The 23,678-nt window shown below is 66.4% G+C and carries 25 protein-coding genes; 17 read left to right on the plus strand and 8 right to left on the minus strand.

Annotated elements, in window-relative coordinates; genetic code table 11:
• Positions 1-36 precede the first annotated feature (36 nt).
• Positions 37-1,413, plus strand: a complete 1,377-nt coding sequence (locus QQK63_RS04500) for an ethanolamine ammonia-lyase subunit EutB (protein WP_277827121.1) — start codon at positions 37-39, stop codon at positions 1,411-1,413.
• Positions 1,410-2,159 (plus strand): ethanolamine ammonia-lyase subunit EutC, encoded by a 750-nt coding sequence (gene eutC / locus QQK63_RS04505; RefSeq protein ID WP_277827119.1) that lies wholly within the window; start codon positions 1,410-1,412, stop codon positions 2,157-2,159. Before QQK63_RS04500 ends, eutC begins: the two co-directional genes overlap by 4 nt.
• Before the next feature lie 7 nt (positions 2,160-2,166).
• On the opposite strand, the gene QQK63_RS04510 is transcribed toward eutC, so the two are convergent.
• Positions 2,167-2,916, minus strand: a complete 750-nt coding sequence (locus QQK63_RS04510) for a TSUP family transporter (protein WP_277827117.1) — start codon at positions 2,914-2,916, stop codon at positions 2,167-2,169.
• A 295-nt stretch (positions 2,917-3,211) separates the two neighbouring features.
• On the opposite strand from QQK63_RS04510, the gene QQK63_RS04515 reads away from it, so the two are divergent.
• The 5 genes from QQK63_RS04515 to QQK63_RS04540 are packed head-to-tail and all read left to right on the plus strand — an operon-like array spanning position 3,212 to position 8,124.
• Entirely contained in the window at positions 3,212-4,021 is an 810-nt protein-coding gene (locus QQK63_RS04515) for a glycosyltransferase family 32 protein (RefSeq protein WP_277827115.1), read from the plus strand.
• A gap of 28 nt (positions 4,022-4,049) precedes the next feature.
• Positions 4,050-5,174, plus strand: a complete 1,125-nt coding sequence (locus QQK63_RS04520) for a glycosyltransferase family 61 protein (protein WP_277827113.1) — start codon at positions 4,050-4,052, stop codon at positions 5,172-5,174.
• Between the two features lie 10 nt (positions 5,175-5,184).
• Complete coding sequence (locus QQK63_RS04530) at positions 5,185-6,045, plus strand: glycosyltransferase family protein (protein WP_336618804.1); 861 nt, start codon at positions 5,185-5,187, stop codon at positions 6,043-6,045.
• A gap of 2 nt (positions 6,046-6,047) precedes the next feature.
• The gene (locus tag QQK63_RS04535; protein ID WP_277827109.1) at positions 6,048-6,929 is read left to right on the plus strand and encodes a glycosyltransferase family 2 protein; all 882 of its coding nucleotides are present in this window, start codon (positions 6,048-6,050) and stop codon (positions 6,927-6,929) included.
• A gap of 4 nt (positions 6,930-6,933) precedes the next feature.
• Positions 6,934-8,124, plus strand: coding sequence for a glycosyltransferase family 2 protein (locus tag QQK63_RS04540; RefSeq protein ID WP_277827106.1), 1,191 nt, complete (start codon positions 6,934-6,936; stop codon positions 8,122-8,124).
• A 15-nt stretch (positions 8,125-8,139) separates the two neighbouring features.
• Here the strand turns inward: QQK63_RS04540 and QQK63_RS04545 are convergent, their stop codons facing one another.
• Positions 8,140-8,580, minus strand: a complete 441-nt coding sequence (locus QQK63_RS04545) for a DUF1178 family protein (protein WP_277827104.1) — start codon at positions 8,578-8,580, stop codon at positions 8,140-8,142.
• A 42-nt stretch (positions 8,581-8,622) separates the two neighbouring features.
• Positions 8,623-9,117 carry an NUDIX hydrolase gene (locus QQK63_RS04550; RefSeq protein ID WP_277827102.1) on the minus strand — a complete coding sequence of 165 codons (495 nt, stop codon included), beginning with the start codon at positions 9,115-9,117 and terminating at the stop codon, positions 8,623-8,625.
• Between the two features lie 85 nt (positions 9,118-9,202).
• Between QQK63_RS04550 and QQK63_RS04555 the strand changes: the two genes are divergently transcribed.
• The 6 genes from QQK63_RS04555 to QQK63_RS04580 all read left to right on the plus strand — a co-directional run bounded on the left by QQK63_RS04555 (position 9,203) and on the right by QQK63_RS04580 (position 12,993).
• Positions 9,203-9,739, plus strand: coding sequence for a glutathione peroxidase (locus tag QQK63_RS04555; protein WP_277827100.1), 537 nt, complete (start codon positions 9,203-9,205; stop codon positions 9,737-9,739).
• On the plus strand, positions 9,736-10,875 hold the full coding sequence (locus QQK63_RS04560) for an acetoin utilization protein AcuC (protein ID WP_277827098.1): 1,140 nt from the start codon (positions 9,736-9,738) through the stop codon (positions 10,873-10,875). The genes QQK63_RS04555 and QQK63_RS04560 overlap by 4 nt, the downstream gene beginning before the upstream one ends.
• 84 nt (positions 10,876-10,959) lie before the next feature.
• On the plus strand, positions 10,960-11,145 hold the full coding sequence (gene hemP, locus QQK63_RS04565; protein ID WP_277827096.1) for a hemin uptake protein HemP: 186 nt from the start codon (positions 10,960-10,962) through the stop codon (positions 11,143-11,145).
• A gap of 86 nt (positions 11,146-11,231) precedes the next feature.
• Positions 11,232-11,726: a BLUF domain-containing protein gene (locus QQK63_RS04570; RefSeq protein WP_277827095.1), complete on the plus strand. Its 495-nt coding sequence runs from the start codon at positions 11,232-11,234 to the stop codon at positions 11,724-11,726.
• Positions 11,727-11,842: 116 nt separating this feature from the next.
• Positions 11,843-12,664 (plus strand): GAF domain-containing protein, encoded by an 822-nt coding sequence (locus QQK63_RS04575; protein WP_277827093.1) that lies wholly within the window; start codon positions 11,843-11,845, stop codon positions 12,662-12,664.
• 14 nt (positions 12,665-12,678) lie between these two features.
• Positions 12,679-12,993 carry a hypothetical protein gene (locus QQK63_RS04580; protein ID WP_277827091.1) on the plus strand — a complete coding sequence of 105 codons (315 nt, stop codon included), beginning with the start codon at positions 12,679-12,681 and terminating at the stop codon, positions 12,991-12,993.
• 99 nt (positions 12,994-13,092) lie between these two features.
• Here the strand turns inward: QQK63_RS04580 and QQK63_RS04585 are convergent, their stop codons facing one another.
• Together QQK63_RS04585 and QQK63_RS04590 are read right to left on the minus strand one after the other, a co-directional pair.
• A complete protein-coding gene (locus tag QQK63_RS04585; protein ID WP_277827089.1) occupies positions 13,093-14,601 on the minus strand; it encodes an NAD(P)(+) transhydrogenase (Re/Si-specific) subunit beta in 1,509 nt (502 codons plus the stop codon).
• Positions 14,602-14,620: 19 nt separating this feature from the next.
• Positions 14,621-16,195, minus strand: a complete 1,575-nt coding sequence (locus tag QQK63_RS04590) for a Re/Si-specific NAD(P)(+) transhydrogenase subunit alpha (protein WP_277827812.1) — start codon at positions 16,193-16,195, stop codon at positions 14,621-14,623.
• Positions 16,196-16,420: 225 nt separating this feature from the next.
• Here QQK63_RS04590 and QQK63_RS04595 point away from each other — a divergent pair, with 225 nt between their 5' ends.
• Positions 16,421-17,182 carry an SDR family NAD(P)-dependent oxidoreductase gene (locus QQK63_RS04595; RefSeq protein WP_277827087.1) on the plus strand — a complete coding sequence of 254 codons (762 nt, stop codon included), beginning with the start codon at positions 16,421-16,423 and terminating at the stop codon, positions 17,180-17,182.
• A 189-nt stretch (positions 17,183-17,371) separates the two neighbouring features.
• Complete coding sequence (locus QQK63_RS04600) at positions 17,372-18,655, plus strand: DUF3422 family protein (RefSeq protein WP_277827085.1); 1,284 nt, start codon at positions 17,372-17,374, stop codon at positions 18,653-18,655.
• Positions 18,656-18,741: 86 nt separating this feature from the next.
• Here QQK63_RS04600 and QQK63_RS04605 read toward each other — a convergent pair whose 3' ends face one another.
• A complete protein-coding gene (locus tag QQK63_RS04605) occupies positions 18,742-20,367 on the minus strand; it encodes an AMP-binding protein (protein WP_277827083.1) in 1,626 nt (541 codons plus the stop codon).
• Entirely contained in the window at positions 20,360-20,755 is a 396-nt protein-coding gene (locus tag QQK63_RS04610; RefSeq protein WP_277827081.1) for a hypothetical protein, read from the minus strand. Before QQK63_RS04610 ends, QQK63_RS04605 begins: the two co-directional genes overlap by 8 nt.
• Before the next feature lie 98 nt (positions 20,756-20,853).
• Between QQK63_RS04610 and moaA the strand changes: the two genes are divergently transcribed.
• The gene (gene moaA / locus QQK63_RS04615; RefSeq protein ID WP_277827079.1) at positions 20,854-21,858 is read left to right on the plus strand and encodes a GTP 3',8-cyclase MoaA; all 1,005 of its coding nucleotides are present in this window, start codon (positions 20,854-20,856) and stop codon (positions 21,856-21,858) included.
• Positions 21,859-21,863: 5 nt separating this feature from the next.
• Positions 21,864-22,319 carry a hypothetical protein gene (locus tag QQK63_RS04620; RefSeq protein WP_277827077.1) on the plus strand — a complete coding sequence of 152 codons (456 nt, stop codon included), beginning with the start codon at positions 21,864-21,866 and terminating at the stop codon, positions 22,317-22,319.
• Between the two features lie 24 nt (positions 22,320-22,343).
• On the opposite strand, the gene QQK63_RS04625 is transcribed toward QQK63_RS04620, so the two are convergent.
• Complete coding sequence (locus QQK63_RS04625) at positions 22,344-23,597, minus strand: META domain-containing protein (protein WP_277827075.1); 1,254 nt, start codon at positions 23,595-23,597, stop codon at positions 22,344-22,346.
• Between the last annotated feature and the right edge of the window lie 81 nt (positions 23,598-23,678).

Raw genomic sequence — 23,678 nt, forward strand, 5'->3', positions numbered from 1 at the left:
TTGCCCGCGACGCGGCAGAAGTGCTCAGCTTGCGCCATGGCCTATCACATCGACCTGAACGGCACGCGCTACAACTTCCCCTCGCTCAAGGGGCTGCTCGCCCGCGCCTCGCCCGAACGCAGCGGCGATGCGCTGGCCGGTCTCGCCGCCGACGGCCCGCTGGAACGGATCGCCGCGCAGCATTGCCTGGCCGATGTGCCCCTGTCCGATTTCCTCGCGGACGTGCTGGAGGTCGAGGGCGATGGCGTCACCGCCCTCATCATGGCGCAGCATGACACCCGGGCCTTTGCGCCAGTCGCCTCGCTCACCGTGGGGGGCTTTCGCGACTGGCTCCTCGATCCCGCCACGACGGGCCAAACGCTGGCCCGCCTCGCCCCCGGCCTGACGCCCGAAATGGTCGCCGCCGTCTCCAAGATCATGCGCGCCCAAGACCTGATCGCCGTCGCCGCCAAGGTCGAGGTCGTCACGCGCTTTCGCTCGACCATCGGCCTGCGCGGCCGCCTGTCGACCCGCAACCAGCCCAACCACCCGACCGACGACAGCCGGGGCATCGCGCTCTCGGCGCTCGACGGGCTTTTGATGGGCGCGGGTGACGCGGTGATCGGGGTGAACCCCGCCACCGACAGCCTGCCCGATTACATCCGCATCTGCGAGGTTCTGGACGCAATCCGCACCCAGCTTGAGATCCCCACGCAAACCTGTTGCCTCGGCCACGTCACAACCGCCCTCGCCGCGATGGAGGCCCGCGCGCCCGTCGACCTCGTCTTCCAATCCGTCGCCGGCTCGGACAAGGCCAACGCGGGCTTCGGCGTGACCCTCTCCCTGCTGGATGAAGCCGCCGAGGCCGTGGCGTCCCTGAACCGCGCGCCACCCGGCGCGAACCTGATGTATTTCGAAACCGGTCAGGGCGCGGCGCTGTCCGCCGATGCCCATCACGGCATGGACCAGCAGACGATGGAGGCGCGCGCCTATGCCGTGGCCCGCCGCTACCGCCCGCTTCTGGTCAACACGGTCGTGGGCTTCATCGGCCCGGAATACCTCGCCGATGGCAAGCAGATCACCCGCGCGGGGCTCGAGGATCACTTCTGCGGCAAGCTTCTGGGCCTGCCGATGGGCGTCGACGTCTGCTACACCAATCACGCTTGGGCCGATCAGGACGACATGGATATTCTCCTGACGGCGCTTGCCACGGCCGGCGTGAATTTTGTCATCACTGTGCCGGGCGGCGACGACATCATGCTCAATTACCAAAGCCTGTCCTTCCATGACGCGGCCTATATCCGCGACACGCTGGGACGGCCGCCCGCCCCCGAATTCGCCGAATGGATGGCCCGGCACGGGATCGGCACGCCAGACGCCGACCTGCCCCCGCTCGATGCCGCCCTGTCGCACCTGCGGCTGCCCGCAGCATGAGCCCGAAGCCCCCCAGCCCCCGCGACGAAATCCGCGCCCTGACCGAGGCGCGGCTGACCTTCGGCCCCCGCGGACGGGCCATTGCCACGCCCGAAGCGCTGGCCTTCGCGCTCGACCATGCCCGGGCGCGGGCGGCGGTCGCGGCGGAACTGGACCTGCCCGCCCTGGCCTCGGCCCTCGGCCGGCTCGGGATGGCCCATCGCACCGTGACCAGCGCGGCGGGTGACCGCGCGACCTTCATCCGCCGCCCCGACCTCGGCCGCCGCCTCCCCGAGACCGAGGCGGCGCAGCTTGCCGATGCCTATCCCTGCGACGTCGCTCTGGTGTTGGGTGACGGGCTTTCCGCCACAGCGGTGGCGCTGAACGGCGTGGCCTTCCTGTCCGCGCTCTTTGACCGGCTGACCGCGATGGGCCTGCGGCTTTCGCCCGTCATCCTCGCCCGGCAGGCGCGCGTTGCGCTGGGGGACGGGATCGCTCGCGCCATGGGGGCGCAAACCGTGGTGATGGCGCTTGGCGAACGGCCCGGCCTGTCAGCGGCCGACAGCCTTGGGGCCTATGTCATCCACCTGCCCCGCCCCGACACGCCCGACAGCGCGCGCAACTGCATCTCGAACATCCGCAACGCGGGCCTTCCCGTGGCCGAAGCCGCCGATCAGGCCGCGCGCCTGATTGCTGCGATGCGCGCCACGGGCCAAAGCGGCGTCGATCTCAGCCGCGCCATGGCGGCAGGCACGCTCCCCCGCTGACAGCCCCTCAACCGGTCAGCCCCTGCCAGATCAGCCGCAACGAGATCAGCACAAGGATCACATCCAGCGCCCGCTTGAACCCGTGATCGCTGATCCGGTTCAGCACGAACCGCCCCATCAGCGTCCCTGCCAGCCCCGCCGCGATCAGGGCCAAGATCACCATCGCCCAAGGCCCGAAGGCAAATCCCAAAAGCCCGAAGATCACCACCTTCAACCCGTGCTGCACCGTCATCAGCGTGGCATGGGTCGCCACATGGTCATGGCGCGGCAGGGACAGCGATTTGGTGTAATTCGCGACGAACAGCCCCGTCGCGCCAAAGAACATCGTCAGGAAACTCGACACGCCCCCCGTCAGCCACGGCCAGCGCGACAACCAGCGCGGCGGCTTGGCAAAGACCGAATAGATGACAAAGGCCCCGACCCCGATCTGGACGACATTGGGCGGCAATTCCACAACCACCGCGCCGCCGACACCTGCCCCCACCAGCGATCCGATCAAGAAACCGGGGATGACGGCCGCCCAGCTGATGTTGCGCCAAAGCATGATGGCCCGGCCCCCGTTCGACCCCAGCTGGACCACCCCGTGAACCGGGATCAGCGCCGCAGGTGGCACGAGACTTGCCATGATAGCCAGCAAGAGCCCGCCGCCGCCGATGCCCATCGCCACGGTGATCAGCGAGGCGATGAAGCTGAAGACCATGAGAACCCAGAATGACAGCTGCGACAGCCCTTCGGGCAGGACAAAAAGAAGATCCATCGCTCAGGGGTCTCCGGGGAATGGCGGCGCCGCATCGTTGGCTGCATACTGTTGTATACCGTTACGAAGTCAAGCCCCCGCCGCGCAGCCGCGACACCACCCCGCCCGACGCAACGGGCGCGCGACAGCCGCGCACGATCACCCCACGCCGGCATTGCACTTGGGCCACGTCTCTTTCGATGTTCCGCAAACTCCTTGCCTTGATTGGGGAAACGAGGGACAAGATATCAACCAAAGAGCGGGCCAACCCGCACCCTCCGGGCAGTAGTTCCGGGCAGTAAAAAAGGGACAATCCGTGCAACTCGACCGTCGCCCCGTCGCCTCCCTCTGGATCGGGGAAAAACTCCAATATCTCAATCAGCTGTGCCTCGTGTCGCATCTACGCCATGGGCATCCGGTCACGCTCTACTGCACCGATACCGTGCAAAATGTGCCCGAGGGCATCGTGGTGCGCCCCGCCTCTGAAATCATGGACATTCCCATGGATATCGTGGCCGAAACCTCCGCAAGCTTCCTGTCCAACGTCTTCCGCTACAAGATGATCCGCCAGACGGGCGCGATCTGGATCGATTGCGACGCCTTCTGCCACCGGCCCTTCCCCGACGATCAGGACTGGATCTTCGCAGGCCACGGCATGCGGGGTGCGCTCAATTGCGGCGTCGTGGGCCTGCCGCGCGACTGCGAACTGATGGACCGGCTGCTCGATTATTACGACAACCTGCCCGACGCTCCGCCGTGGTGGAACAAGCAACAGCGCAAGAAGCTGGAAAAGCAAAAGGACGCGCCCCACGCGGTCAAGATCTACCGCACCGAACGCACCGCCTTCGGCCCGCAGGCCTTCACGTGGTTCGCCCAGCAGACCGGCGATTTCGACCGCGCCATGACACCCGATGTCCTCTATCCGGTGCCCTTCCAGCTCAACGACATCTTCTACGACCCCCATGGCCGCGTCGAAGGCTGGTTCACCGACGCGACCCTGTCCGTCCATCTCTATACCAACGGCACCAAACCGTGGTGGCGGCGCAACGTGCCGCTCGAAAACTCCTATGCCTGGCGCATGTGCCAGGAGGTCGGCATCGATCCTGCACAGGCGTTGGAAGACTGACATCAAAGGCGCAAAGGAGGCAGTTTCCATGCCCACCCCCGAGCCGCATCTCGATTTCGATCCGGACCGACCGATCAACTGGACCCCCGTGGTCCATCGCGACGTTGTCATGGTGCCGTGGGGCGACAACCCGCCCGGCGGCGCCAAGCGCGCGGCGGGCCTGTTTGATGCGCAAAACCGCTTTCTTCCCGAAGGCCATTGCTGGCGTTACCCGTTCGATCCGATCACCGTGGAACCGGTCCCGCCCTTGGCCGAGGGGCGGATCGAACGGCTCGAAGGGCGCTGGATGTTCGGCGGCCTGTTCTACGGGCATTTCGGCCATTTCCTCGTGGAAACGACCTCCCGCCTCTGGGCGACGGGGATGTTGGACGATCTCGACGGGCTGGTCTTCTACCCCAAACGGCTCCTGACCCATGAACGGCGCATGTTTCGCGAAACCATGCCTTTCTTCGAACTGTGCGGCCTGACCACGCTGGAATTGCGCGTCCCGCAAAAACCCGTCGTGATCGACGAATTGCTGACCCCGCCCCCCGGCTTCGGCATGGGCGAGATGATGGCGGGCCGCCCCGACTACCGCGACTGGATGCGCGCGAACATGGGCCGCGCCATCGCCCCCAACGGACCCGAGGCGATCTATGTCTCGCGCTCGCGCCTGCCCTCCAAACGCGGCTCCATCCTGATGGAGGATCGTCTCGAAGCACTTCTCGAGGCCGAGGGCTACACGATCATCCACCCGCAGGAAGAAACGCTCGAACGCCAGATCGAGATCTGGAAAGCCGCCCGCCGCGTCATCGCGCTCGACGGATCAGCGCTGCATTTCGGGGCCATGCTGCTGGCCGAGGGCACAGAGGTCGCGATCCTCAACCGCGGTCCCTCCCAGAACATCGAGGATTACATCCTCCAGTTCCGCGCCTTCGCCGGCATCGACCCGCTCCGGATCGACGCGCTCACCGGCTACTTCCATCCCGCCGACCAGCGCGTCGTGAAACGCGAGGTCATGGCCACCCTCGATTTCGAGGCCGTCGGTGCCGCGCTGCGCCGGGGCGGCTTCATCCGCTCCGACGCCGCATGGCAGAACCCCACCCGGGACGAGATCCTTGCCGCCGCCGCCAAGGAGGCGCCGGATGGCACCCTCGACTGGACCGAGATCTGAGGACCCCGCCATGCCCAAGGACTTCGCCTGCGCACTCACCCATGTCCGGCACGAGGATGCCTTCCTCGAGAAATGGATCGCCCATTACGGCGCGATCGTCGGGCGCGAAAACCTCCATGTCGTGATCGACGGCGACGATTGGGAGCCAACGGTCGACCTCACCGGCATCCAGACCGAGGTGATGCTCGACGCGCCCCGCCGCCGCATCCAGAACGACCGCTTCATCGCCAAACAGATGTCGGGCCGCGCCAACACGCTGCGCAAACGCTACGAACATGTCATTCGCGGCGATTGCGACGAATACGTGGTGATCGACCCCGAGGCCGGTCTCGACTGGCCCGAGGCCTTGGCCGAACTGGGCGAAGACGGCTACATCTTCGCGCTCGGCGTCGACGTGGTGCAGGGGCCGGGCGAAACCACACCCGTCGACCCGGCCCTGCCGATCCTTGGCCAGCGGCGGCAGGGCTTTGTCGCGGATGTCTATTCCAAACCCTTCGTCATCTCCCGCTGGGCCAATTGGTCGGGCGGCGCGCACAGGCTCTTGAACCGCAACGTGCGGATGAGCGCGCATTTCACGCTCTTCCACATGGCGCTCTGCGACCAGACCATCGCCCGCGCCCGGATGGAGGCGCGCGGCGGCACCGCCCAGCACGCCAGCTTCGTCGACCACCAGACCCTCCGCCTCAACGCCATCGCCGAAGCCGCACCTGCCCCCCTCGACTATGCCGAGGCGCGGGCCATCGGGCTTGCGCAATTCCCCGTCGAAGCGGACGGCAGCCCCGCTACCCGCCCGCGCAAATCCACCGATCCCCGCGCGACCGACAAGGGCCTGCCGGTCATCATCCCCGACCGGTTCTTCGGGCTGGTCTGACCATGGGCCTGCCCCCCCTCACCGTCGCCACCATCGCGCGCGAGCCGCTGCCCGTGCTCGACCGCTTTTTGCGCTGGCATCTGGCGCAGGGGGCCGCGCGGATCATCCTCTTTCTCGACGATCCGGACGACCCCGCGCAGCACCGGCTGACCGGCGACCCGAGGGTCGAGATCCGCCTTTGCACCCCCGATTTCTGGGCAGGTCTGGGGCTGGAACCCGACGCCCGCTTCACCCGCCGCCAACGCGCGGTGATGGGCATGGCCTACCGCGACGTGGCCGAGGGCTGGGTGATGATCCTCGACGCGGATGAACTGATGTGGATGCCGGGCCGCACCCTGCCCGAGGCGCTGGCGACCCTACCCCCCGACGCCCTGTCGCTCCGCGTCGCGACCGCCGAACAGGTGACGCTGTCCGATGGGATGGAGGCCTTCCGCCTCCCCATCCCGCGCGCCACGGTGAACGAGATCTACGGCGCAGACGCCGATCTGTTCCGCCCCCGCTTCGGCCTTGTCGGCCATCCCGAGGGCAAATCGATCCACCGCGCGGCCCTTCCCGGCCTGCGCCTGAAACTGCACTGGGCCGAAACCGAAACCGGCGAAACCCTCCCCGGCCCACTCTGGGGCGCGGCGGACAATGCCTATCTCCTCCATTACTTCGCACCCGGCTACGCGCCTTGGCGCGCCAAGATGGATTGGCGCGCGGGCGCACATGGCTTCGCCGGACCGCTCAAGGACCGTCTTTCCGCCATCGCCGCCCTGCCCGACCCCGAACCGGGCTACCGCGCGCTTTATGACCGCATCCACCACCTGACCACGGCGGAAGCCGCGGCGCTCGATGCGGCGGGCGGGCTCTTGCGCGCCGCCCCGCCCCTGCCCCTCGCCTGAGCCGATGGCACAGACCCACGCCAGCATCCTTTCGATGATGAAGGACGAAGGCCCGCGCCTTCTGGAATGGCTCGCCTATCACCGGCTGATCGGCTTCGACGCGATCTGGATCTACACCAACGATTGCCGCGACGGCACCGACACGATGCTCGACCGCCTCGCGGCGATGGGGCTTTGCCGCCATTGCGCCAACGTGGTGCCATCCGGCAAGAAACCCCAACCCCATGCCCTGACGCTGGCCGAGAAAAACCACGCCCTTCTCGACACCGACTGGCTTTTGCCCATCGACGCCGACGAATTTCTGCACATCAAGACAGGCGACGGAACGCTTGCGGCCTTGCTTGCCGCCTGCCCCACCGGGACCGAAGGCATCGCAGCCAACTGGCGCATGATGGGGTCGAATGGGATCGCGGCATGGTCCCCCGACCCGATACTGCCCCGCTTCACCCGTGGCGCGCCCGAGGATTTTCGCCGCGGCTGGGGCGTCAAGACGCTCTTCAAACCCTATCCGCATCTCAAACTCGGCATCCACCGCCCCGGCGTGAAAGGGGCCGCGCATCACCCCGACCGGCTGGAAAGGCTGCGCACCCGGCACTGGGTCAACGGATCGGGGCTGCGCCTGCCGCCCAGCTTCATGGCCGATGGCTGGCGCGGATCGGCTGCAACCTACGGCTACGATCTGGCCGAGATTGCCCATTTCGCCGTCCAGAGCCGCGAGGCGTATCTCCTGCGCGGCGACCGGGGCAACGTGAACCTCAAACCGGACAAATACGACGCGACCTATTTCGCCGTCTTCGACCGGAACGAGGCGGCGCTGCCGGGCCTCTCCGCATGGTCGGACAGGATCGCGGCGCTCGTTGCCGATTGGCTGACCGACGCGACCTTGCGCCGCCTGCACGACCAGAGCCGCGATTGGCACCACATCCGCCTTGCCCAATTGCGCGCCACCCCCGGTCATGCCGGGCGGATGGCGGAACTCGCACGCGCCGCCGATACGCCCATCGCGGCACTTGATGGCATCCTTTTCGTCCAACCCCTCGCCCCGGAGGGCAAGGCGCTGGTGGGCAAGATGCGCGCGGCGGGCATTCCCGACGCCGACATCGCCCGCCAGATCGCCGCGCGCGTGGCCCAACTGGAGGTCGAGCGCGACGCGCGCGAGGTGGCCGAGCTTCGCGCCATGGGCCTCCGGTCCTAGGGCGGCTTGTCGGGCCTAGTTGGTCTTGTCGGGCGGCAGGATCGGCAGGGGGGCGATGGGGATACCCTCCTCGATCAGGGCGCGCGCCTCTTCGGGCTTGGCCTCGCCGTGGATGGGGCGCGCATCGGCCTCCCCCAGATGCATCGCCCGCGCCTCGGCGGCGAAACGCCCGCCCACATAGGTCGAGTTCTTCGCCAGATGCTCGCGCAAGGCGCGCAACATCTGCTCGGCGGGATGGGCGGGTTCCGACAGGGGCCGGGCGGGCGCCGGGGCCGCAGGTTCCGGCGCATCGGTCCCGGACACGCGCGGGGCCATCAGGGCCTTCGACACCTCGGTCCCGCCGCAGATCGCGCAAGACACCAGCCCCTTCTCGGCCAGCGCGTCATAGGCGGCAGCCGATTGGAACCAGCTTCCAAAGCTGTGGTCTTGCGAACATTTCAGCGTGTAGCGGATCATGATCTGTCAAAGCTATGCGGTTGCGAGCCGGGATCAAGCGCCTCAACGCAGCGCTTGCGGATCGAAGGTTTCGATCATCTGTTTCAACTCGGCCTCGTCCACCCTCTGCGCGGCCTTCTTGCGGCTCATCCACTTGACCTTGCGCTGGCCCGCCTCGGGAAAAACCTCATCCACCTGCGAGATTTCCATGGGAAAGACCAGGACCACGCAAGGGATCGACAATTCCTCGTCCAGCCACTTGGAGTAGGAATAAAGCCCCAGCACAGTGTCATGCACCCGGCCCCGCAACCCCGCCTCTTCCCAGGCTTCCTGCGCCGCCGCCTCCGACGGGCGCATCCCGTCCATCGGCCAGCCCTTCGGGATGATCCAGCGCCCGGAATCAAGCGAGGACATCAGCATCACCTCCACCCCGCCCTTCTTCTTTATCCTGTAGGGCAGCACGGCGAATTGCGTCCGCGTCTCGCGCTTGGCGGCGGACGGAATGCGCAACGGCGCTTGGATGGTGGGTTTGCGGACCATGGCGCAGGGGTATCGCATGGCCGCCGCCCCCTTGCCAAGCCCGGCTTGACGGCCACCGCCCCGGCCATACTTTCCAAGGCGACGCCCGACCGGAGAATGCCAGATGAACCGCCGCAGCCTGATCGCCACCCTTACCGCCCTCCCTGTCCTCGGGCTGGCCCGCGCGGGCGTGGCACAAGAAAGCTTTCGCTTCGACTCCATCGATGGCGGCACCTATGACATGGCCGAATGGCGCGGGCGGCCCGTTCTGGTGGTCAACACCGCCTCGCTCTGCGGCTACACCCCCCAATACGACGACCTTCAGGCCCTCCACGACGATTACGGCCCCCGCGGCCTTGTCGTTCTGGCCGTCCCCTCCGACGATTTCCGGCAGGAATTGTCCAGCGACGAGGCCGTGGCCGAGTTCTGCGAGGTGAACTTCAACCTCACCCTCCCCATGACCACGATCACCTCGGTGCGCGGGTCGGGGGCGCATCCCTTCTACCGCTGGCTGCGCGACACCTACGGCTTCGAACCGGGCTGGAATTTCAACAAGGTGCTGCTCGATGGCGAGGGGCAACTGGTCCAGACCTTCGGCTCGAACACCCGCCCCACCAGCCGCCGCATCCTTGGCGAGGTCGAGGCGCTGATCGGCGCGTGACCAGCCCGCTGTTCCTCGGCTCCGAGATCTATCGCTGCTCCAGCTACGGCGGCTGGCACCCGCTTCGCGTGCCGCGCGTCTCGACCGTGATGGATCTGGCCCGCGCCATGGGCTGGCTGCCCGCGGACCAATACCGCACCAGCCCCCGCGCCAAGCCGCGGGCGCTGACGATCTGGCACACACCCGAATATGTCGCGGCCCTCGAACGGGCCGAGGCGGAACAGGCCGTGACCGACCCGATCCGCGACCGCCACGGGATCGGCACCAACGCCAACCCGATCTACCCCGAAATGTTCCGCCGCCCCGCCACCGCTGCCGGTGCCTCGCTTCTGGCGGTTGAATTGCTGGCCCATGGCGGCACGATCTACCATCCCGGCGGCGGCACCCATCACGGCTTTCCCGACCGCGCGGGCGGCTTTTGCTACCTCAACGATCCCGTCCTCTCGATCCTGTCGCTGCGCCGCGCGGGCGCGGCCCGCATCGCCTATGTCGACATCGACGCCCATCACATGGACGGCGTCCAATACGGGCTGGCGGGCGATCCGCAAACCCTCCTGATCTCGGTCCACGAGGAACGCCGCTGGCCCTTCACCGGCCCGATCGAGGATGACGGGGGCGGCAATTGCCTGAACCTGCCCGTGCCGCGCGGGCTCAACGACACCGAAATGGCCGCGATCCGCGACCGGCTCATCCTGCCCGCGCTGGCCGCGTTCCAACCCGATGCCATCGTCTTGCAATGCGGCGCCGATGCCGTGACCGAAGATCCGCTGTCCCGCCTCACGCTCTCGAACAACGCCCATTGGGATATCGTCGCATCCCTCAAGGCGTTCGGCTGCCCGCGCCTCTTGGTTCTGGGGGGCGGCGGCTACAACCCGTGGTCCGTCGGACGCCTCTGGACCGGCGTCTGGGCCACGCTCAACGGCCACGAGATCCCCGACCGCCTGCCCGAGACAGCCGAACAGGTGCTGCGGTCCCTGCGCTGGGAAAACCCGCCCAAACTGGGCCGCAACCCGCCCGATCACTGGTTCACCACGCTCCGCGATGCCCCACGCCCCGGCCCCATCCGCCCCGAAATCGCGGCGCGGATCGATCACCTGACCCTGCGGCCTGCCGCGCGCGGACAGTTATCCGACTGAAAAACTCTGGAATTGACATACCCGATTCTTTTTGTCAGTTTCTCCGGGACACAGACGCGCAACAACAACCCCGGAGCCCGCGCCATGAGCTTTCACGGACACATCACCGACACCGCCGAGGCAAGCCGCACCGCGCCGCCCAACCGCACCCTGCCGGTCTACGATGCCCGCCGCCTGACCGACGGCGACGGCACCGCGATGATCGTGCTCGATGACAAGACCTACCAGCTGCGCATCACGCGTGCGGGCAAACTGATCCTGACCAAGTAAGGCTTGGCGGGACTGCTGCGCAGGGTGCGCCCTCGGGCGCATCCCGCAAAACTTCCCCCTGATATTCACGCGACAGTCGGGCGGCTTTGCGATACGATCGCCCCTGTCCCGCCCGATGCCCCGCCGATCCCCGGCGCCGCAGGACCGGACCCCACGCGGGAGCCACCTCCATTTCCGAACTCATCCAACTGATCTATTCCTCGCGCCCCTTTGGCTATGACGAAGCGACCCTGTCGGGCATCCTGCTCGATGCGCGGCAGGCCAATGCCCGCGACGGCATCACCGGCGCCCTGATCTGCCGACGCGACATCTACCTGCAATTCCTCGAAGGTCCGGCGCCCGAGGTCCGCGCCGCCTACGACCGCATCCGCCGGGATGACCGCCATATCGACCTGCGGCTCCACCAATCCGAGACCACCAGCCAACGCCTCTTCGGCGCTTGGGCCATGCTGCACGATCCCGCCCAAAGCCTGATGTGGTCGCCCGAGGATCTGTCGGACACCGCGCGCGAGCGGCTCCACCCCGCCGACCTGCGCCGCATCTTCGAAGGCCTCGCCAGCACGACCCAGACGTCAGGCTAGCCCCCCGGCGGACACGCACCGCATGCCTGGTGGCACACACAGAGAAAAACCCGATCATCCGGGCTAAACGGGATCCGTTTCCCTCCGTTGTGTGGCAAACACAACAGGAGACCCTCATGAACCGCCCGGAATTCCTCCCAGCCCGGCTCCCATCAAACGAGACAGTCCGGCTCGCCGCCGTCAAGCGCACCGGATTGATGGGCAGCGAAGCCCTATCGCGCTTCGACATCTACACCAAACTTTTCCGCCATATCGCAGGCGTGCCGGTGTCCTATACCGGCCTTCTGGACGAGGCGCGGCAGTACTTCCTGTCCGAGAACTTCACCGGCTGCCTGCTTGGCGCAACCGAAGTCGCCCGGCAAGAAACCATCTGCCAGCACGCCTTGCTCGATACCCGGCCCGTCATCGTGCCCGACATGCGCATTCACCCGACCTTCGCGGGCCATCCGCTGGTCCACGACGATCCGCCGTGGGTCTTCTGGGCGGGCTTTCCGCTGGTGACGCAGGAAGGCTACGTTTTGGGCACGATCTGCGCGGTGGACCACGTGCCACGCACGCTTACGCAAGAACAGGTGGACCTGCTGACCGGCGTGGCGGCGGACCTGACCCTGTCGATCCAGTTGCAGACAGACCAACAGGAACGCATCGCGGCAGCTTGCGGAGCGGTGCTGACCTCCCTTCAGGATGCGGGCATCGAGCAGCTGTCCACGGCCCGCGCCTTCCTGAACCTTTGCCGGAGCCTGCCCGTTACACCAGAACAGCGCGCGCACCTTGTCTCCTCGGGCCTCGCCGTCGAGATCGATGGCAGCCTGTCCCTGACCGAAGCCGGCAATACTCTCAAGACGGGCAACGGGCTCGGGCCGGCTGAATACAAGACAAGAACGTCTCCTCTCAAGGACATGCAACTCATCGATGCGATGTTCGATCTGATCTCCTAGGTGAAAGACCAGCCATGTATTCCAAGATTTATTCTCTCTCCTTCCAATCCCTCGAAGCCGCCAAGATCGCGGTCGGTCATCTGTCGACGGAAGTCGGCGGTGCCATCGCGTCCGCCAATATCGCCAGCCTCAACATCCTCCTGCACAAGGAGGGCAAGGTGACCATGGTGGTGCGCTTCGACTCGCTCGAAGATCTGAACCAGTTCTCCAAGGATCAGACGCCGCTCCTTGCCGGGCTTCAGGATGTGTTCAAGCTGCGCGAGATCAGCCAGAACACCGCCGTCTCGGTCTATGTCTTCAACCGCGAAGCGGTCTCGACCGCGGCCTGAGCATGCGCGCAACGCGATGCCACGGACCAGCATCGCGGCCTTTGAACCGAAAAAGGCCCCCGGAACACACTGGGGGCCTTTTGCAATTCTCCGACGCGCTCAGCTGATCTTGGGCAGCAGCTCGTCCAGCGACTTCTTCGCATCGCCGTAGAACATCCGGGTGTTCTCCTTGAAGAACAGCGGGTTCTCGATCCCCGAATAGCCCGTCCCCTGCCCACGCTTGGACACGAAAACCTGCTTGGCCTTCCAGACTTCCAGAACCGGCATCCCCGCGATGGGGCTGTTCGGGTCGTCCTGCGCCGCCGGGTTCACGATGTCGTTCGAGCCGATGACGATGACCACATCCGTATCGGGGAAGTCCTCGTTGATCTCGTCCATCTCCATCACGATGTCATACGGAACCTTCGCCTCGGCCAGAAGCACGTTCATATGGCCCGGCAGACGCCCCGCGACGGGATGGATGGCGAAACGCACCTCCTTGCCGGCCGCGCGCAGCTTGCGGGTCAACTCGCTGACCGATTGCTGGGCCTGGGCCACCGCCATGCCGTAACCCGGCACGATGATGATGCTGTCGGCCTCGTTCAACGCGCTTGCGACACCATCGCTGTCGATGGCGATCTGCTCGCCCTCGATCGCCTGCTGCTCGCCCGTCGCGCCGCCGAACCCGCCAAGGATCACCGAAACGAAGCTGCGGTTCATCGCCTTGCACATGATGTAGGACAAGATCGCCCCCGATGAGCCGACCAACGCGCCCACCACGATCAACAGGTCATTGCCGAGGCTGAAGCCGATGGCCGCTGCCGCCCAGCCCGAATAGCTGTTCAGCATCGAGACCACGACCGGCATGTCCGCGCCGCCGATCCCCATGATCAGGTGATAGCCGATGAAGAAGCCCAAAAGCGCCAACAGAACCAGCGCCCAGGTGCCCGACCCGCCCATGTACATCGCCAGCAATACCAGCGACCCCGCCGCGGCGGCTGCGTTCAGCATGTGACCGCCGGGCAGCTGCTTGGCCGAAGTGTCGATCTTGAACGGCAACAGGCTCGATGCGCCCGACAGCTTCCCATAGGCCACGACCGACCCGGTGAAGGTCACGGCACCGATCCAGATGCCCAGCACCAGCTCGACCCGCAGGATGCCGATCTCGACGCCGGTCTTCTTGCCGATCAATTCCCCGAAATTCGACAGCGTGCCGAGCAGCGCATAGGCCGCAGGCGACAGCGGCCCCTCGGGCTGCGGGAACGGCAGACCCGCCTGTGCGAAGACAGAGGCGACATTGCCGATTTCCACATGGGCGTTGATGCCGACGAACACCGCGGCCAGACCGACCAGCGAATGCATGATCGCCACAAGTTCCGGCATCTGCGTCATCTGCACCTTGGTCGCCAGTTGGTAGCCCACGGCTGCCCCGCCCGCGATCAGGATCAACGACATGACCCAAAGGCCCGATCCCGGCCCGATCAACGTGGCCACGACCGCGATCGCCATACCGGCGATCCCGTACCAGACCGCGCGCTTGGCGCTTTCCTGCCCCGACAAACCGCCCAGCGACAGGATGAAAAGAACGCCCGCGACCGCATAGGCCGCAATGGTGAATCCGAAATCCATCTCTTCTACCCCTGCCCGCTCAAGATTTCTGGAACATGGCGAGCATGCGCCGTGTCACGAGGAATCCGCCGAAGATGTTGACGGCGGCCATGAAGATGCCCAGCGCCGCCAGAACCGTGATCAGGATCGAGGACGATCCGATCTGCATCAACGCACCCAGAATGATGATCGACGAGATCGCATTCGTCACCGCCATCAGCGGCGTGTGCAGCGAATGGGCCACGTTCCAGATCACCTGGAACCCGATGAAGACCGACAGCACGAAGACGATGAAATGCTGCATGAAGGTCGCGGGCGCGATCAGGCCCACCCCCAACAGCAAGGCACCGCCCACGGCCAGAAGCGTCACCTGGTTCTTGGTCTGCGCCTTGAAGGCCGCGATTTCATTCGCGCGCTTCTCCTCGGGCGTCAGCTCCTTGGGCTTCTCGCGCTTCTGCGCCGCGATGGCCGCGACCTTGGGCGGCGGCGGCGGATAGGTGATCTCGCCCGAGAAGACGGCGGTCGCCCCGCGGATCACGTCATCCTCCATGTTGTGCACGACCGTGCCGTCCTTGCCGGGCGTCAGGTCGGTCATCATGTGGCGGATGTTGGTGGAATAGAGCGTCGAGGATTGCGCCGCCATCCGGCTGGGGAAGTCGGTGTAGCCGACGATGATCACCCCGTTGTCGGTGACGATGCGCTCGTCCTTCTGCGTCAGTTCACAATTCCCGCCGCGCTCTGCGGCCAGATCGATGATGACCGAACCGGGCTTCATCGCCTCCACCATGTCCTTGGTCCACAAAACCGGCGCGGGCCGGCCCGGGATCAGGGCGGTGGTGATGACGATATCCATGTCCGGCGCGATCTCGCGGAACTTGGCCAGCTGCTTGGCCTGGAACTCCGGGCTTTGCGGGGGCGCATAGCCGCCCGTCGCCGCGCCATCGGGCAATTCGTCGTCCGAAAACTCGAGGAACACGAATTCCGCGCCCATCGATTCGATCTGCTCGGCCACTTCGGGCCGCACGTCGAAGGCATAGGTGATCGCGCCCAGCGAGGTCGCCGTGCCGATGGCGGCAAGACCCGCAACACCCGCACCCACGACCAGCACCTTGGCCGGGGGAACCTTGCCCGCCGCCGTCACCTGGCCGGTGAAGAAGCGGCCGAAATTGTTGCCCGCCTCGATCACCGCGCGATAGCCCGCGATATTGGCCATCGACGACAGCGCGTCCATCTTCTGCGCGCGCGAAATGCGCGGCACCATGTCCATGGCGATGATGTTGGTCCCGGCGGATTTCGCCGCTTCCATCAGCTTTTCGTTCTGTCCCGGATAGAAGAACGAGATCACAAGCTGGCCTTCGCGGAACTTCTTGGCCTCCGCCGTGGTCGGCGGGCGCACCTTGGCGACGATGTCGGCCTCTTTCCACAGCGCGGCGGCGGTCTTGACCACCGTGACGCCCGCGGCCTCGTAGGCGGCATCGGTAAAGCCCGCGGCCCCACCGGCACCGGCCTCGATCACGCAGTCATAGCCGAGTTTCTGAAGCTGGAGCGCGCTGTCGGGGGTCATCGCCACCCGTGCTTCGCCCGGCTCGATCTCCTTCGGAGCCCCTATCTTCACAGTCATCCCCTCTTTGCCGTGACGGACTAGTCGAAAGCCCCATAGCAACACAGGGCGCGGTCCACAACTGGGCAAGGCGCGACAGTATATTGCGCATACAATGGCATACAAATTGCGAAGATTTCAGGGGCCCCTCCGCGTGACGGACAGGGCCGCAAAGCGCGCGCTTGCAGCCCGTCCCCGTCGCGTTAGGCTGGATCCAGTCAGACGGGGGAGGATACGGGGATGGATCACGCGGGACGCCATGCGCTGGTGACGGGCGGCGGCACGGGCATCGGGCTCGACATCGCGCGGGCTCTGGCCGCAGCCGGGGCCGAGGTGACGATCACGGGCCGCGATCTCGACCGGCTGAAGGCCGTCGCCGCCGGAACCCCCCGCCTGCACCCCCTCGCCATGGACGTGGCCGATGAACCCTCGGTGCGCGACGGCATCGCGGCAGCCGCAGGCGCACGCGGCCCCATAGCCATCTGCATCGCCAATGCCGGCATCGCCGAAGGCGCACCCTTCCACCGCGAAACGCTGGATCAATGGCGCCGGGTCATGGCGACCAATCTCGACGGCGTTTTCCTGACCTTTCAGGGCGCGCTGGCCACCTTGGGCCGCGAGGATTGGGGCCGGATGATCGTCATCTCCTCCATCGCGGGCCTGCGCGGCCTGAAAGGGGCCAGCGCCTATACCGCCTCCAAACACGGCGTCATCGGCCTGATCCGGGCGCTCAGCGAGGAAAACATGGGCTCGCGCATCACCTTCAACGCGCTCTGCCCCGGCTATGTCGACACCGCCATCGTCAGCCGCAACGCGACCGAGATCGCCGCCCGCCAAGGCATGACCGAGGCCGAGGCCCGCGCCTACATGGCTCGCGGCAACCGCCACAAGACCCTGTTGCAGACCGACGAGGTGACAGGTGCCGCGATGTGGCTCTGCTCGGAGGCCGCGCGCAGCGTGAACGGGCAGACGATCCAGATCGCGGGCGGACAGGTGGCATAACGGCAACGCCCCGGCCGCGCGACCACGCTGCGTTGCGGCGGAAAATCCAGCTTTGTCCGTCGCTTGTCCTGCACGCGCCCGGCCCGTATGCGATTGCATTCCGGCAAACCACGAATTTTATTGTGTTTTTCCCGTTTACTTGGCCAAGGTTTCTTATATCTGGCATGGTGTTCTCCAGAGGGCCGCACCATGCCGATCGAAGACCACCCGCTGCGCTACCGCCTCGCCAACGAATTGCACGCGCGCCCCTTTCCGAATGTGGCCGCGCCCGCGCAGGCGATATTCCTCGCGGTCAAGCAACCGAAAGATGCCGCCAAGCGCGACCGCGGCCTCGACCGCGCGCATCTTCTGGCGCTGCTCGACCGGTTCGGCGCCGATCACCCCGCGCCCGATGCCACGCATTTCTTCGGAGATCTGGGCAAATTCCGCCTCAAGTGGGAACAGCACACCGAATTCGTGACCTATACCGCCTTCCTGCCCGCAGGTGACGCCCGACCATTCGACCCCTCGGCTTGGGAAGTGTTTCCCGAGGAATGGCTGGCCAAGGCGCCGGGCGTGCGGATCACCTCGGCCCAGATCCGGATTGAGACCTCGCAGGGCGATGATCCCGCACTGGCCGAGAAACTGGCCGAATGGATGGTCCCCGAAAGCCTCGCCGTCAGCAATGTGCTGGACGAAACCGCCGTGATCGCGGGCGATTTCCGCATCGACAGCAACGGCCACATGCGTTTTGCGGTGTTTTGCAAGGAAGGCACCGACAGCCGCCGGGTCGGGCGCATCGTGCAACGCATCTGCGAGATCGAGACCTACAAATCCATGTCGATGCTCGGCCTGCCCATGGCGCGCGACATCTCCACCCGCATGGGCGAAATGGACGAAAGCCTTGCCGAACTGGTCAATGCGATGACCGGCCATCTCGCCAAACCCGACGAGACCTTGGGCCAGCTTCTGGCGATCTCGGCGGAACTGGAGAAATTGCAGACACAAAGCGCCTTTCGCTTCGGCGCGACCGGGGCCTACGAGGCGCTGGTGAACCAGCGGATCGAGGTCCTGCGCGAGGTGCGCTTCATGGGCCGTCAGACATTCGCCGAATTCATGATGCGCCGCTACGATCCCGCGATGCGCACGATCAAGGCGACCGAACGCCGGCTCCTGTCGATGTCGGAACGCGCGATCCGGGCGGGTGACCTGCTCCGGACACAGGTGGATGTGAACCGCTCCGCGCAGAACCAGGATCTTCTGGCCAGCATGGACCGCCGCGCCGACATGCAGCTACGCCTGCAAAAGACGGTCGAAGGGCTGTCGGTCGTGGCGATCAGCTATTACGCGGTGAGCCTTGTGGTCTATCTCATCAGCCCGCTCGCCGAACCCCTGGGCACGTCGAAGACCGTCCTGACAGCCGCCGCCGTCGTGCCGGTCGTGCTGGCGGTCTGGGCCATGGTCCGCTCGATCCGGCGATCGATGGAAAAGTAAGGCCTTCGCCCGCTAAGCGGTCGACTGGTGCGAGGGGGCTCTGCCCCCTCGCGCTCCCCCGGGATATTTATGAAACAGAGAAGAGATCAGGGCCGGTGTCTGAGCGCCCGGCGCAGGATCTTGCCGGTCGCGGTCATCGGCAGGCTGTCCGCGCGGATGATCTTGCGCGGCACGCAATGGGCCGAGACGCGGCTACGCACGATGTCCTTGAGCGCGTCTTCCACGCCTGTCCAATCCGCCCCCTCGCGCAACACGACATGGGCGACCACGATCTCGGTCCGCACAGGGTCGGGTTCGCCCACCACGGCGGCCATGACCACGTCGGGATGGGTGGCCAGCGCCTGCTCGATCTCGACCGGGCCGATCCTGTAGCCCGCCGAGGTGATCACGTCATCGTCGCGCGCATGAAAGGTGATCTGCCCTGACGCGTCCCGCGTGGCCAGATCGCCGGTGTAGAGCCAGCCATCGACGATCTTTTTCGCCGTCGCCTCGGGCTTGTTCCAGTAGCGCAGCATCATCACCGGATCAGGTGCGCGCACGCAGACCTCTCCGGTCTCGCCGGTGCCGACCTCGCCCTTGGCGTCGCGCAAGCTCACGTCATGACCCGGCACGGGCAGGCCCATCGCGCCGGGGACGCGCGGCATCGGACCGGTGCAGGCGGCCAGCACCAGATTGGCCTCGGTCTGGCCGTAGAATTCGTTGATCGGGCAGCCCAGCCGCGCCTGCCCCCAATCGAGCAGATCCGCGCCCAGCGCCTCACCGCCCGAGCCCACGGCGCGCAGGCGCAAACCCTCGGGCGGGGCGACCTGCCGCATCAGCCGCAGCGCGGTCGGCGGGATGAAAGCCGCGCTGACCCGCTCTGCCGCCATCAGGGCAAATCCCGCCTCGGGATCGAACTTGGCGAAGCGATGCGCGACAAGCGGCACGCCGTAGAACAGGCAGGGCAGCGCCATATCCATCAGCCCCCCGATCCAGGCCCAATCGGCGGGCGTCCATCCCACGTCTCCGTCTTGGGGAAACCCGCCATAGGCCAGTTCGAGGCAGGGCAGATGCCCATAAAGGAACCGATGCGCATGCAGCACGCCCTTGGGATCGCCCGTCGTGCCCGAAGTGTAGATCATCACCGCCGGATCCTCGGCGAGGGTGTCGACGGGGGTGAACCCGGCGCTGGGTGTCGCGGCCAGATCGTCGAAGCCCAGCACCGGCGCGCGCGCGGGCCCGGTCGAAACGATCACCCGCAAATCCGGCAGATCGGGGGCGAGCGCCATCACCCGGTCCAGCGTCGCCCCATCCGTCACGATGGCACAGGCCCCCGCATCGCCCAGCCGGTAGCGCAGCGCATCCGCCCCAAAAAGCGTGAAGAGCGGCAGGCCGATCGCGCCCAGCTTCATCGCCGCCAGATGCGTGACGAGGGCCGCCGGATGCTGCGGCAACAAGACCGCCACCCGGTCGCCCCGCCCCACGCCCCGCGCGGCCAGCGCCACCGCCAGACCGTCGGAGGCCGCTTTCAGCCGCCCGTAGCTCCAGAGATCGCGCCTGCCATCGGCATGGACATGGATCACCGCCACCCGGTCGGGATCGGCCATGGCCCAGCTGTCGCAGCACAGATGCGCGATGTTCATCCGCGCGGGCAGGTTCCAGCGGAACCCCGCGCGCATCCCGTCCCAATCGGCGATCTGTCCCAACAGACGCCGAGACGGGCTGTCAGGCATCGCTGATGACGGTGACGGTGGGCAGCGCGGTCAGGGGAATGCCCAGTTCCTGAAACGCCTGCAGCGACATGCGCGAGCCCGAGTTGCGCGCACCGCCCGAGGGCCGCAGCGTCAGCAGCAATTGCAGCCCGTTTTCCGAGATCACCCGCCCCGGCTGTTCGCTGGTCACCAGCGGCGTCTCGATCCACAGGCCGGGCGTGGCCGCATCGCCAAGGCTTGCGACGGTAAAGCCCATGAACCGCCCATCGCCCGTGGGCGGGGCAACGCCGGTTCCGCCTTCGACGGTGGCAGAGGGTTCGACGGCGGTGATCTGGGGCGACACGTCATCGGGGACGGTCGCGCAGGCACCGAGGGACAACAGGCAGACAAGGGCAATCACATGTTTCATGCCGCGCAACCTAGGGCCATTCCACGCCCGCTTCAACTGTACGTCGCGGCGATCCCTTGCCTGTGCCTCCGACCCCTCGTAATCTGCGCGACATGGATATGAAAACGCCCCTCATCGACCCGTTCCAGCGCGCGATCAGCTACCTGCGCGTCTCGGTCACCGACCGCTGCGATTTCCGCTGCGTCTATTGCATGGCCGAGAACATGACCTTCCTGCCCAAGAAGGAATTGCTGACACTCGAGGAACTGGATCGCCTGTGTTCCGCCTTCGTGCGGATGGGCGTTCAGAAACTGCGCATCACCGGCGGTGAGCCGCTGGTGCGTCGTGACATCATGACCTTCTTCCGCGCCATGACCCGGCATCTGGACAGTGGCGCGCTCAAGGAACTGACGCTCACGACCAACGGCAGCCAGTTGGCGCGTTTCGCGACCGATCTCTACGACGCGGGCGTCAGGCGGGTGAATGTCTCGCTCGACACGCTCGATGACGCGAAATTCGCGGCCATCACGCGCTGGGGCCGCCTGCCCCAGGTGCTCGAAGGGATCGAGGCCGCACAACGCGCCGGCCTCAAGGTCAAGATCAACGCCGTCGCGCTGAAGAATTTCAACGAGGACGAGCTCTTCACCCTGCAAGACTGGTGTGCCGACCGGTCCATGGATCTCACCTTCATCGAGGTGATGCCGATGGGCGATCTGGGCAACGAGAACCGGCTCGACCAGTATTGGTCGCTCAAGGATCTGCGCGCGCGTCTGGCCGAACGGTTCACCCTCACCGATCTGGCCGAGCGCACGGGCGGCCCCGCCCGCTATGTCCGGCTCGAGGAAACGGGCCAGAAGATCGGCTTCATCACGCCGCTCACCCATAATTTCTGCGAAAGCTGCAACCGTGTCCGGCTGACCTGCACGGGCGAGCTTTACATGTGCCTCGGGCAGGAAGACATGGCCGACCTGCGCGCGCCACTGCGCGCCAGCGCCGATGATGCCGTGCTCGAGGATGCGATCCGCGCCGCCATCGCGCGCAAGCCCAAGGGGCATGATTTCGACTATTCCCGTCAGAACGTGGCCGGTCAGGTCACCCGCCACATGAGCCATACGGGCGGCTGACCGGATTGGGCCAAGGCCGCCTCCGGTCCGCCCTCTCCCTTGCCTTGGCGGGTGCCCTGTCGCTGTTCGCGGCACTTCTGGCCCATGAAATCCTCAGCTTCGGCGATGCGGGCCACGCGATCATCGGGCGCGCCACATGCCCCGACTGGCCCTGCCCGACCCTCTCGCTCATCATCGTGGGGCTGATGTTCAAGGGCATCGGCGCAGGCCTTGCCTTCGGCGCATTGGGCGCGATGATGCCCGATCCGCCCGCCCGGCTTTGGGGGGCGGGGCTCCTCTGGGCGGTGCAATACCTTTGGGGCCTTGTCGGCATCGCCTCGGGCTACCGCGATCAATTCGGCCCGGATTGGCGCTGGTGGGAACCCTTTGCCGAATTGCTTTGGCACCCGGTGCTGACACTTGGGCTGCTGGGGGCGGGTCTTGTGCTGTTCCTTGGCCTCGACCGCCTGTCGCGCCGTTAAGGCGCGCTCTCCAAAATCGCGCCGCTAAGGCGCGCTTCCCTCCGCCGCCGCCCGCGCCGTGAGGATCGGCCGCTCCGTCGCCAAAAGCACCAAGGCCCCCGTGGCATCGACGTCGAACCCTGTCACCCGCGCCAGCGCCGCGAAAAACCGCTGCTCCTGCGCCATGATCGGCTCGGAACAGGCCATCATCGTTGCCCCCGCCTGCCCGATCGTCACCCCCTCGCCGGTCCATGCATAGGTCGAAAACCACTGATTGCACCCGCCAGACCCGGCAACCCGGCCATCGGGGGCGAATACCATGGTCAGGCGACTTTCCGCGATGGGGGCGGTTCCCGCGATATCTTCCACCACCCATGTCCGCCCGGTCAGCAGATCGATGGACGCGCCGCCACACCCTGTCAGCGTCTCACCGCCAAGGCTCACCTTGACCGTTTCGGGATAGGGCATCCCGCTCATGCTGTCCCGGCAGATCGCGGGGCGGCGCTCCATCACGGCGCGCCCCGCCCCGGTGGCGTCCGCCGCCATGACCCGCAATGTACCCGCGCCCGTCAGGACGCGCTCGGTCACGCGCAGGGACGCATCCGCCATCCCCATACGGCGAAGGATCATGACCCCTTCCGACACATCCATCGACCAGAACGGTTCATTCCCCTGCGCGCGATAGGGCCCTTCCACGGGCGGCAGGGCCGCGCGGCATTCGGGCAAGTCGACGCCAGACAGCGCCACCAGCGCAACATCACCCCGGTCCCAGAAAAACGTCTCCGCCTCTCCCGGCCTCTCGTACCTTGCGCCAGAGGCGGCGGGGACAGGCTCCATCACCAACCACGCACCGCGCCGCGTATCCAGCACCACCGCACCCTCCGCCGCGCCCACGCGGATCACGCGGTCGCCGCAGCGATAGCTGGCCGGAAAGTCCATGGGCCCCTGACGCGCCAGCACCAATTCGCCCAGATCTCCCGTCGATCCATCGACTGCGACAGCCGCGCCCAGCCATGTCGGAACAGCGCCCAGCATCAGGCCCGCGCGCAGGCTGCCCGCCGCGTCGTCCGGCACCTCCAGTTCGAAGGGCAGCGGCACCTGCCGCCCCTCGGCCGGCAGACGCACCTCGGCCAGCAGGCTTCCGTCGGCACCGACCAGTTCCACCAGCAGCACTGCATCGGGCGGCAGGGCCATCCTGTCGCGATAGATCACGCTGCCCGTCACGGCCCGGTCCGCCTGCGCGGCACCGGCGCAGACCGTCAGACAAAGAAGGGCAAGGGTAAAGGCAGCACGGATCATGGCCAGTCTCCGAAACGGGGGCAGCGCCAGTTTAGGCCCTGCCGTCCGTTCCGGGAACAGGTTTCCCTTTTGCCCGCGATG

Origin of the sequence: Roseicyclus marinus, from assembly GCF_030163795.1 — a bacterium.
In the GTDB taxonomy this organism is placed as follows: Bacteria; Pseudomonadota; Alphaproteobacteria; order Rhodobacterales; family Rhodobacteraceae; genus Roseicyclus; species Roseicyclus marinus.

Excerpts from the sequence above, each read along its gene's own strand:
- QQK63_RS04555 (WP_277827100.1), top strand. The coding sequence starts at position 9,203 with ATGAACCGCCGCAGCCTGATCGCCACCCTTACCGCCCTCCCTGTCCTC.
- hemP (WP_277827096.1), top strand. The coding sequence starts at position 10,960 with ATGAGCTTTCACGGACACATCACCGACACCGCCGAGGCAAGCCGCACC.
- moaA (WP_277827079.1), top strand. The coding sequence starts at position 20,854 with ATGAAAACGCCCCTCATCGACCCGTTCCAGCGCGCGATCAGCTACCTG.
- eutC (WP_277827119.1), top strand. The coding sequence starts at position 1,410 with ATGAGCCCGAAGCCCCCCAGCCCCCGCGACGAAATCCGCGCCCTGACC.
- QQK63_RS04610 (WP_277827081.1), bottom strand. The coding sequence starts at position 20,755 with ATGAAACATGTGATTGCCCTTGTCTGCCTGTTGTCCCTCGGTGCCTGC.
- QQK63_RS04500 (WP_277827121.1), top strand. The coding sequence starts at position 37 with ATGGCCTATCACATCGACCTGAACGGCACGCGCTACAACTTCCCCTCG.
- QQK63_RS04535 (WP_277827109.1), top strand. The coding sequence starts at position 6,048 with ATGGGCCTGCCCCCCCTCACCGTCGCCACCATCGCGCGCGAGCCGCTG.
- QQK63_RS04540 (WP_277827106.1), top strand. The coding sequence starts at position 6,934 with ATGGCACAGACCCACGCCAGCATCCTTTCGATGATGAAGGACGAAGGC.
- QQK63_RS04600 (WP_277827085.1), top strand. The coding sequence starts at position 17,372 with ATGCCGATCGAAGACCACCCGCTGCGCTACCGCCTCGCCAACGAATTG.
- QQK63_RS04605 (WP_277827083.1), bottom strand. The coding sequence starts at position 20,367 with ATGCCTGACAGCCCGTCTCGGCGTCTGTTGGGACAGATCGCCGATTGG.
- QQK63_RS04530 (WP_336618804.1), top strand. The coding sequence starts at position 5,185 with ATGCCCAAGGACTTCGCCTGCGCACTCACCCATGTCCGGCACGAGGAT.
- QQK63_RS04520 (WP_277827113.1), top strand. The coding sequence starts at position 4,050 with ATGCCCACCCCCGAGCCGCATCTCGATTTCGATCCGGACCGACCGATC.
- QQK63_RS04545 (WP_277827104.1), bottom strand. The coding sequence starts at position 8,580 with ATGATCCGCTACACGCTGAAATGTTCGCAAGACCACAGCTTTGGAAGC.
- QQK63_RS04575 (WP_277827093.1), top strand. The coding sequence starts at position 11,843 with ATGAACCGCCCGGAATTCCTCCCAGCCCGGCTCCCATCAAACGAGACA.
- QQK63_RS04550 (WP_277827102.1), bottom strand. The coding sequence starts at position 9,117 with ATGCGATACCCCTGCGCCATGGTCCGCAAACCCACCATCCAAGCGCCG.
- QQK63_RS04595 (WP_277827087.1), top strand. The coding sequence starts at position 16,421 with ATGGATCACGCGGGACGCCATGCGCTGGTGACGGGCGGCGGCACGGGC.
- QQK63_RS04580 (WP_277827091.1), top strand. The coding sequence starts at position 12,679 with ATGTATTCCAAGATTTATTCTCTCTCCTTCCAATCCCTCGAAGCCGCC.
- QQK63_RS04510 (WP_277827117.1), bottom strand. The coding sequence starts at position 2,916 with ATGGATCTTCTTTTTGTCCTGCCCGAAGGGCTGTCGCAGCTGTCATTC.
- QQK63_RS04585 (WP_277827089.1), bottom strand. The coding sequence starts at position 14,601 with ATGGATTTCGGATTCACCATTGCGGCCTATGCGGTCGCGGGCGTTCTT.
- QQK63_RS04625 (WP_277827075.1), bottom strand. The coding sequence starts at position 23,597 with ATGATCCGTGCTGCCTTTACCCTTGCCCTTCTTTGTCTGACGGTCTGC.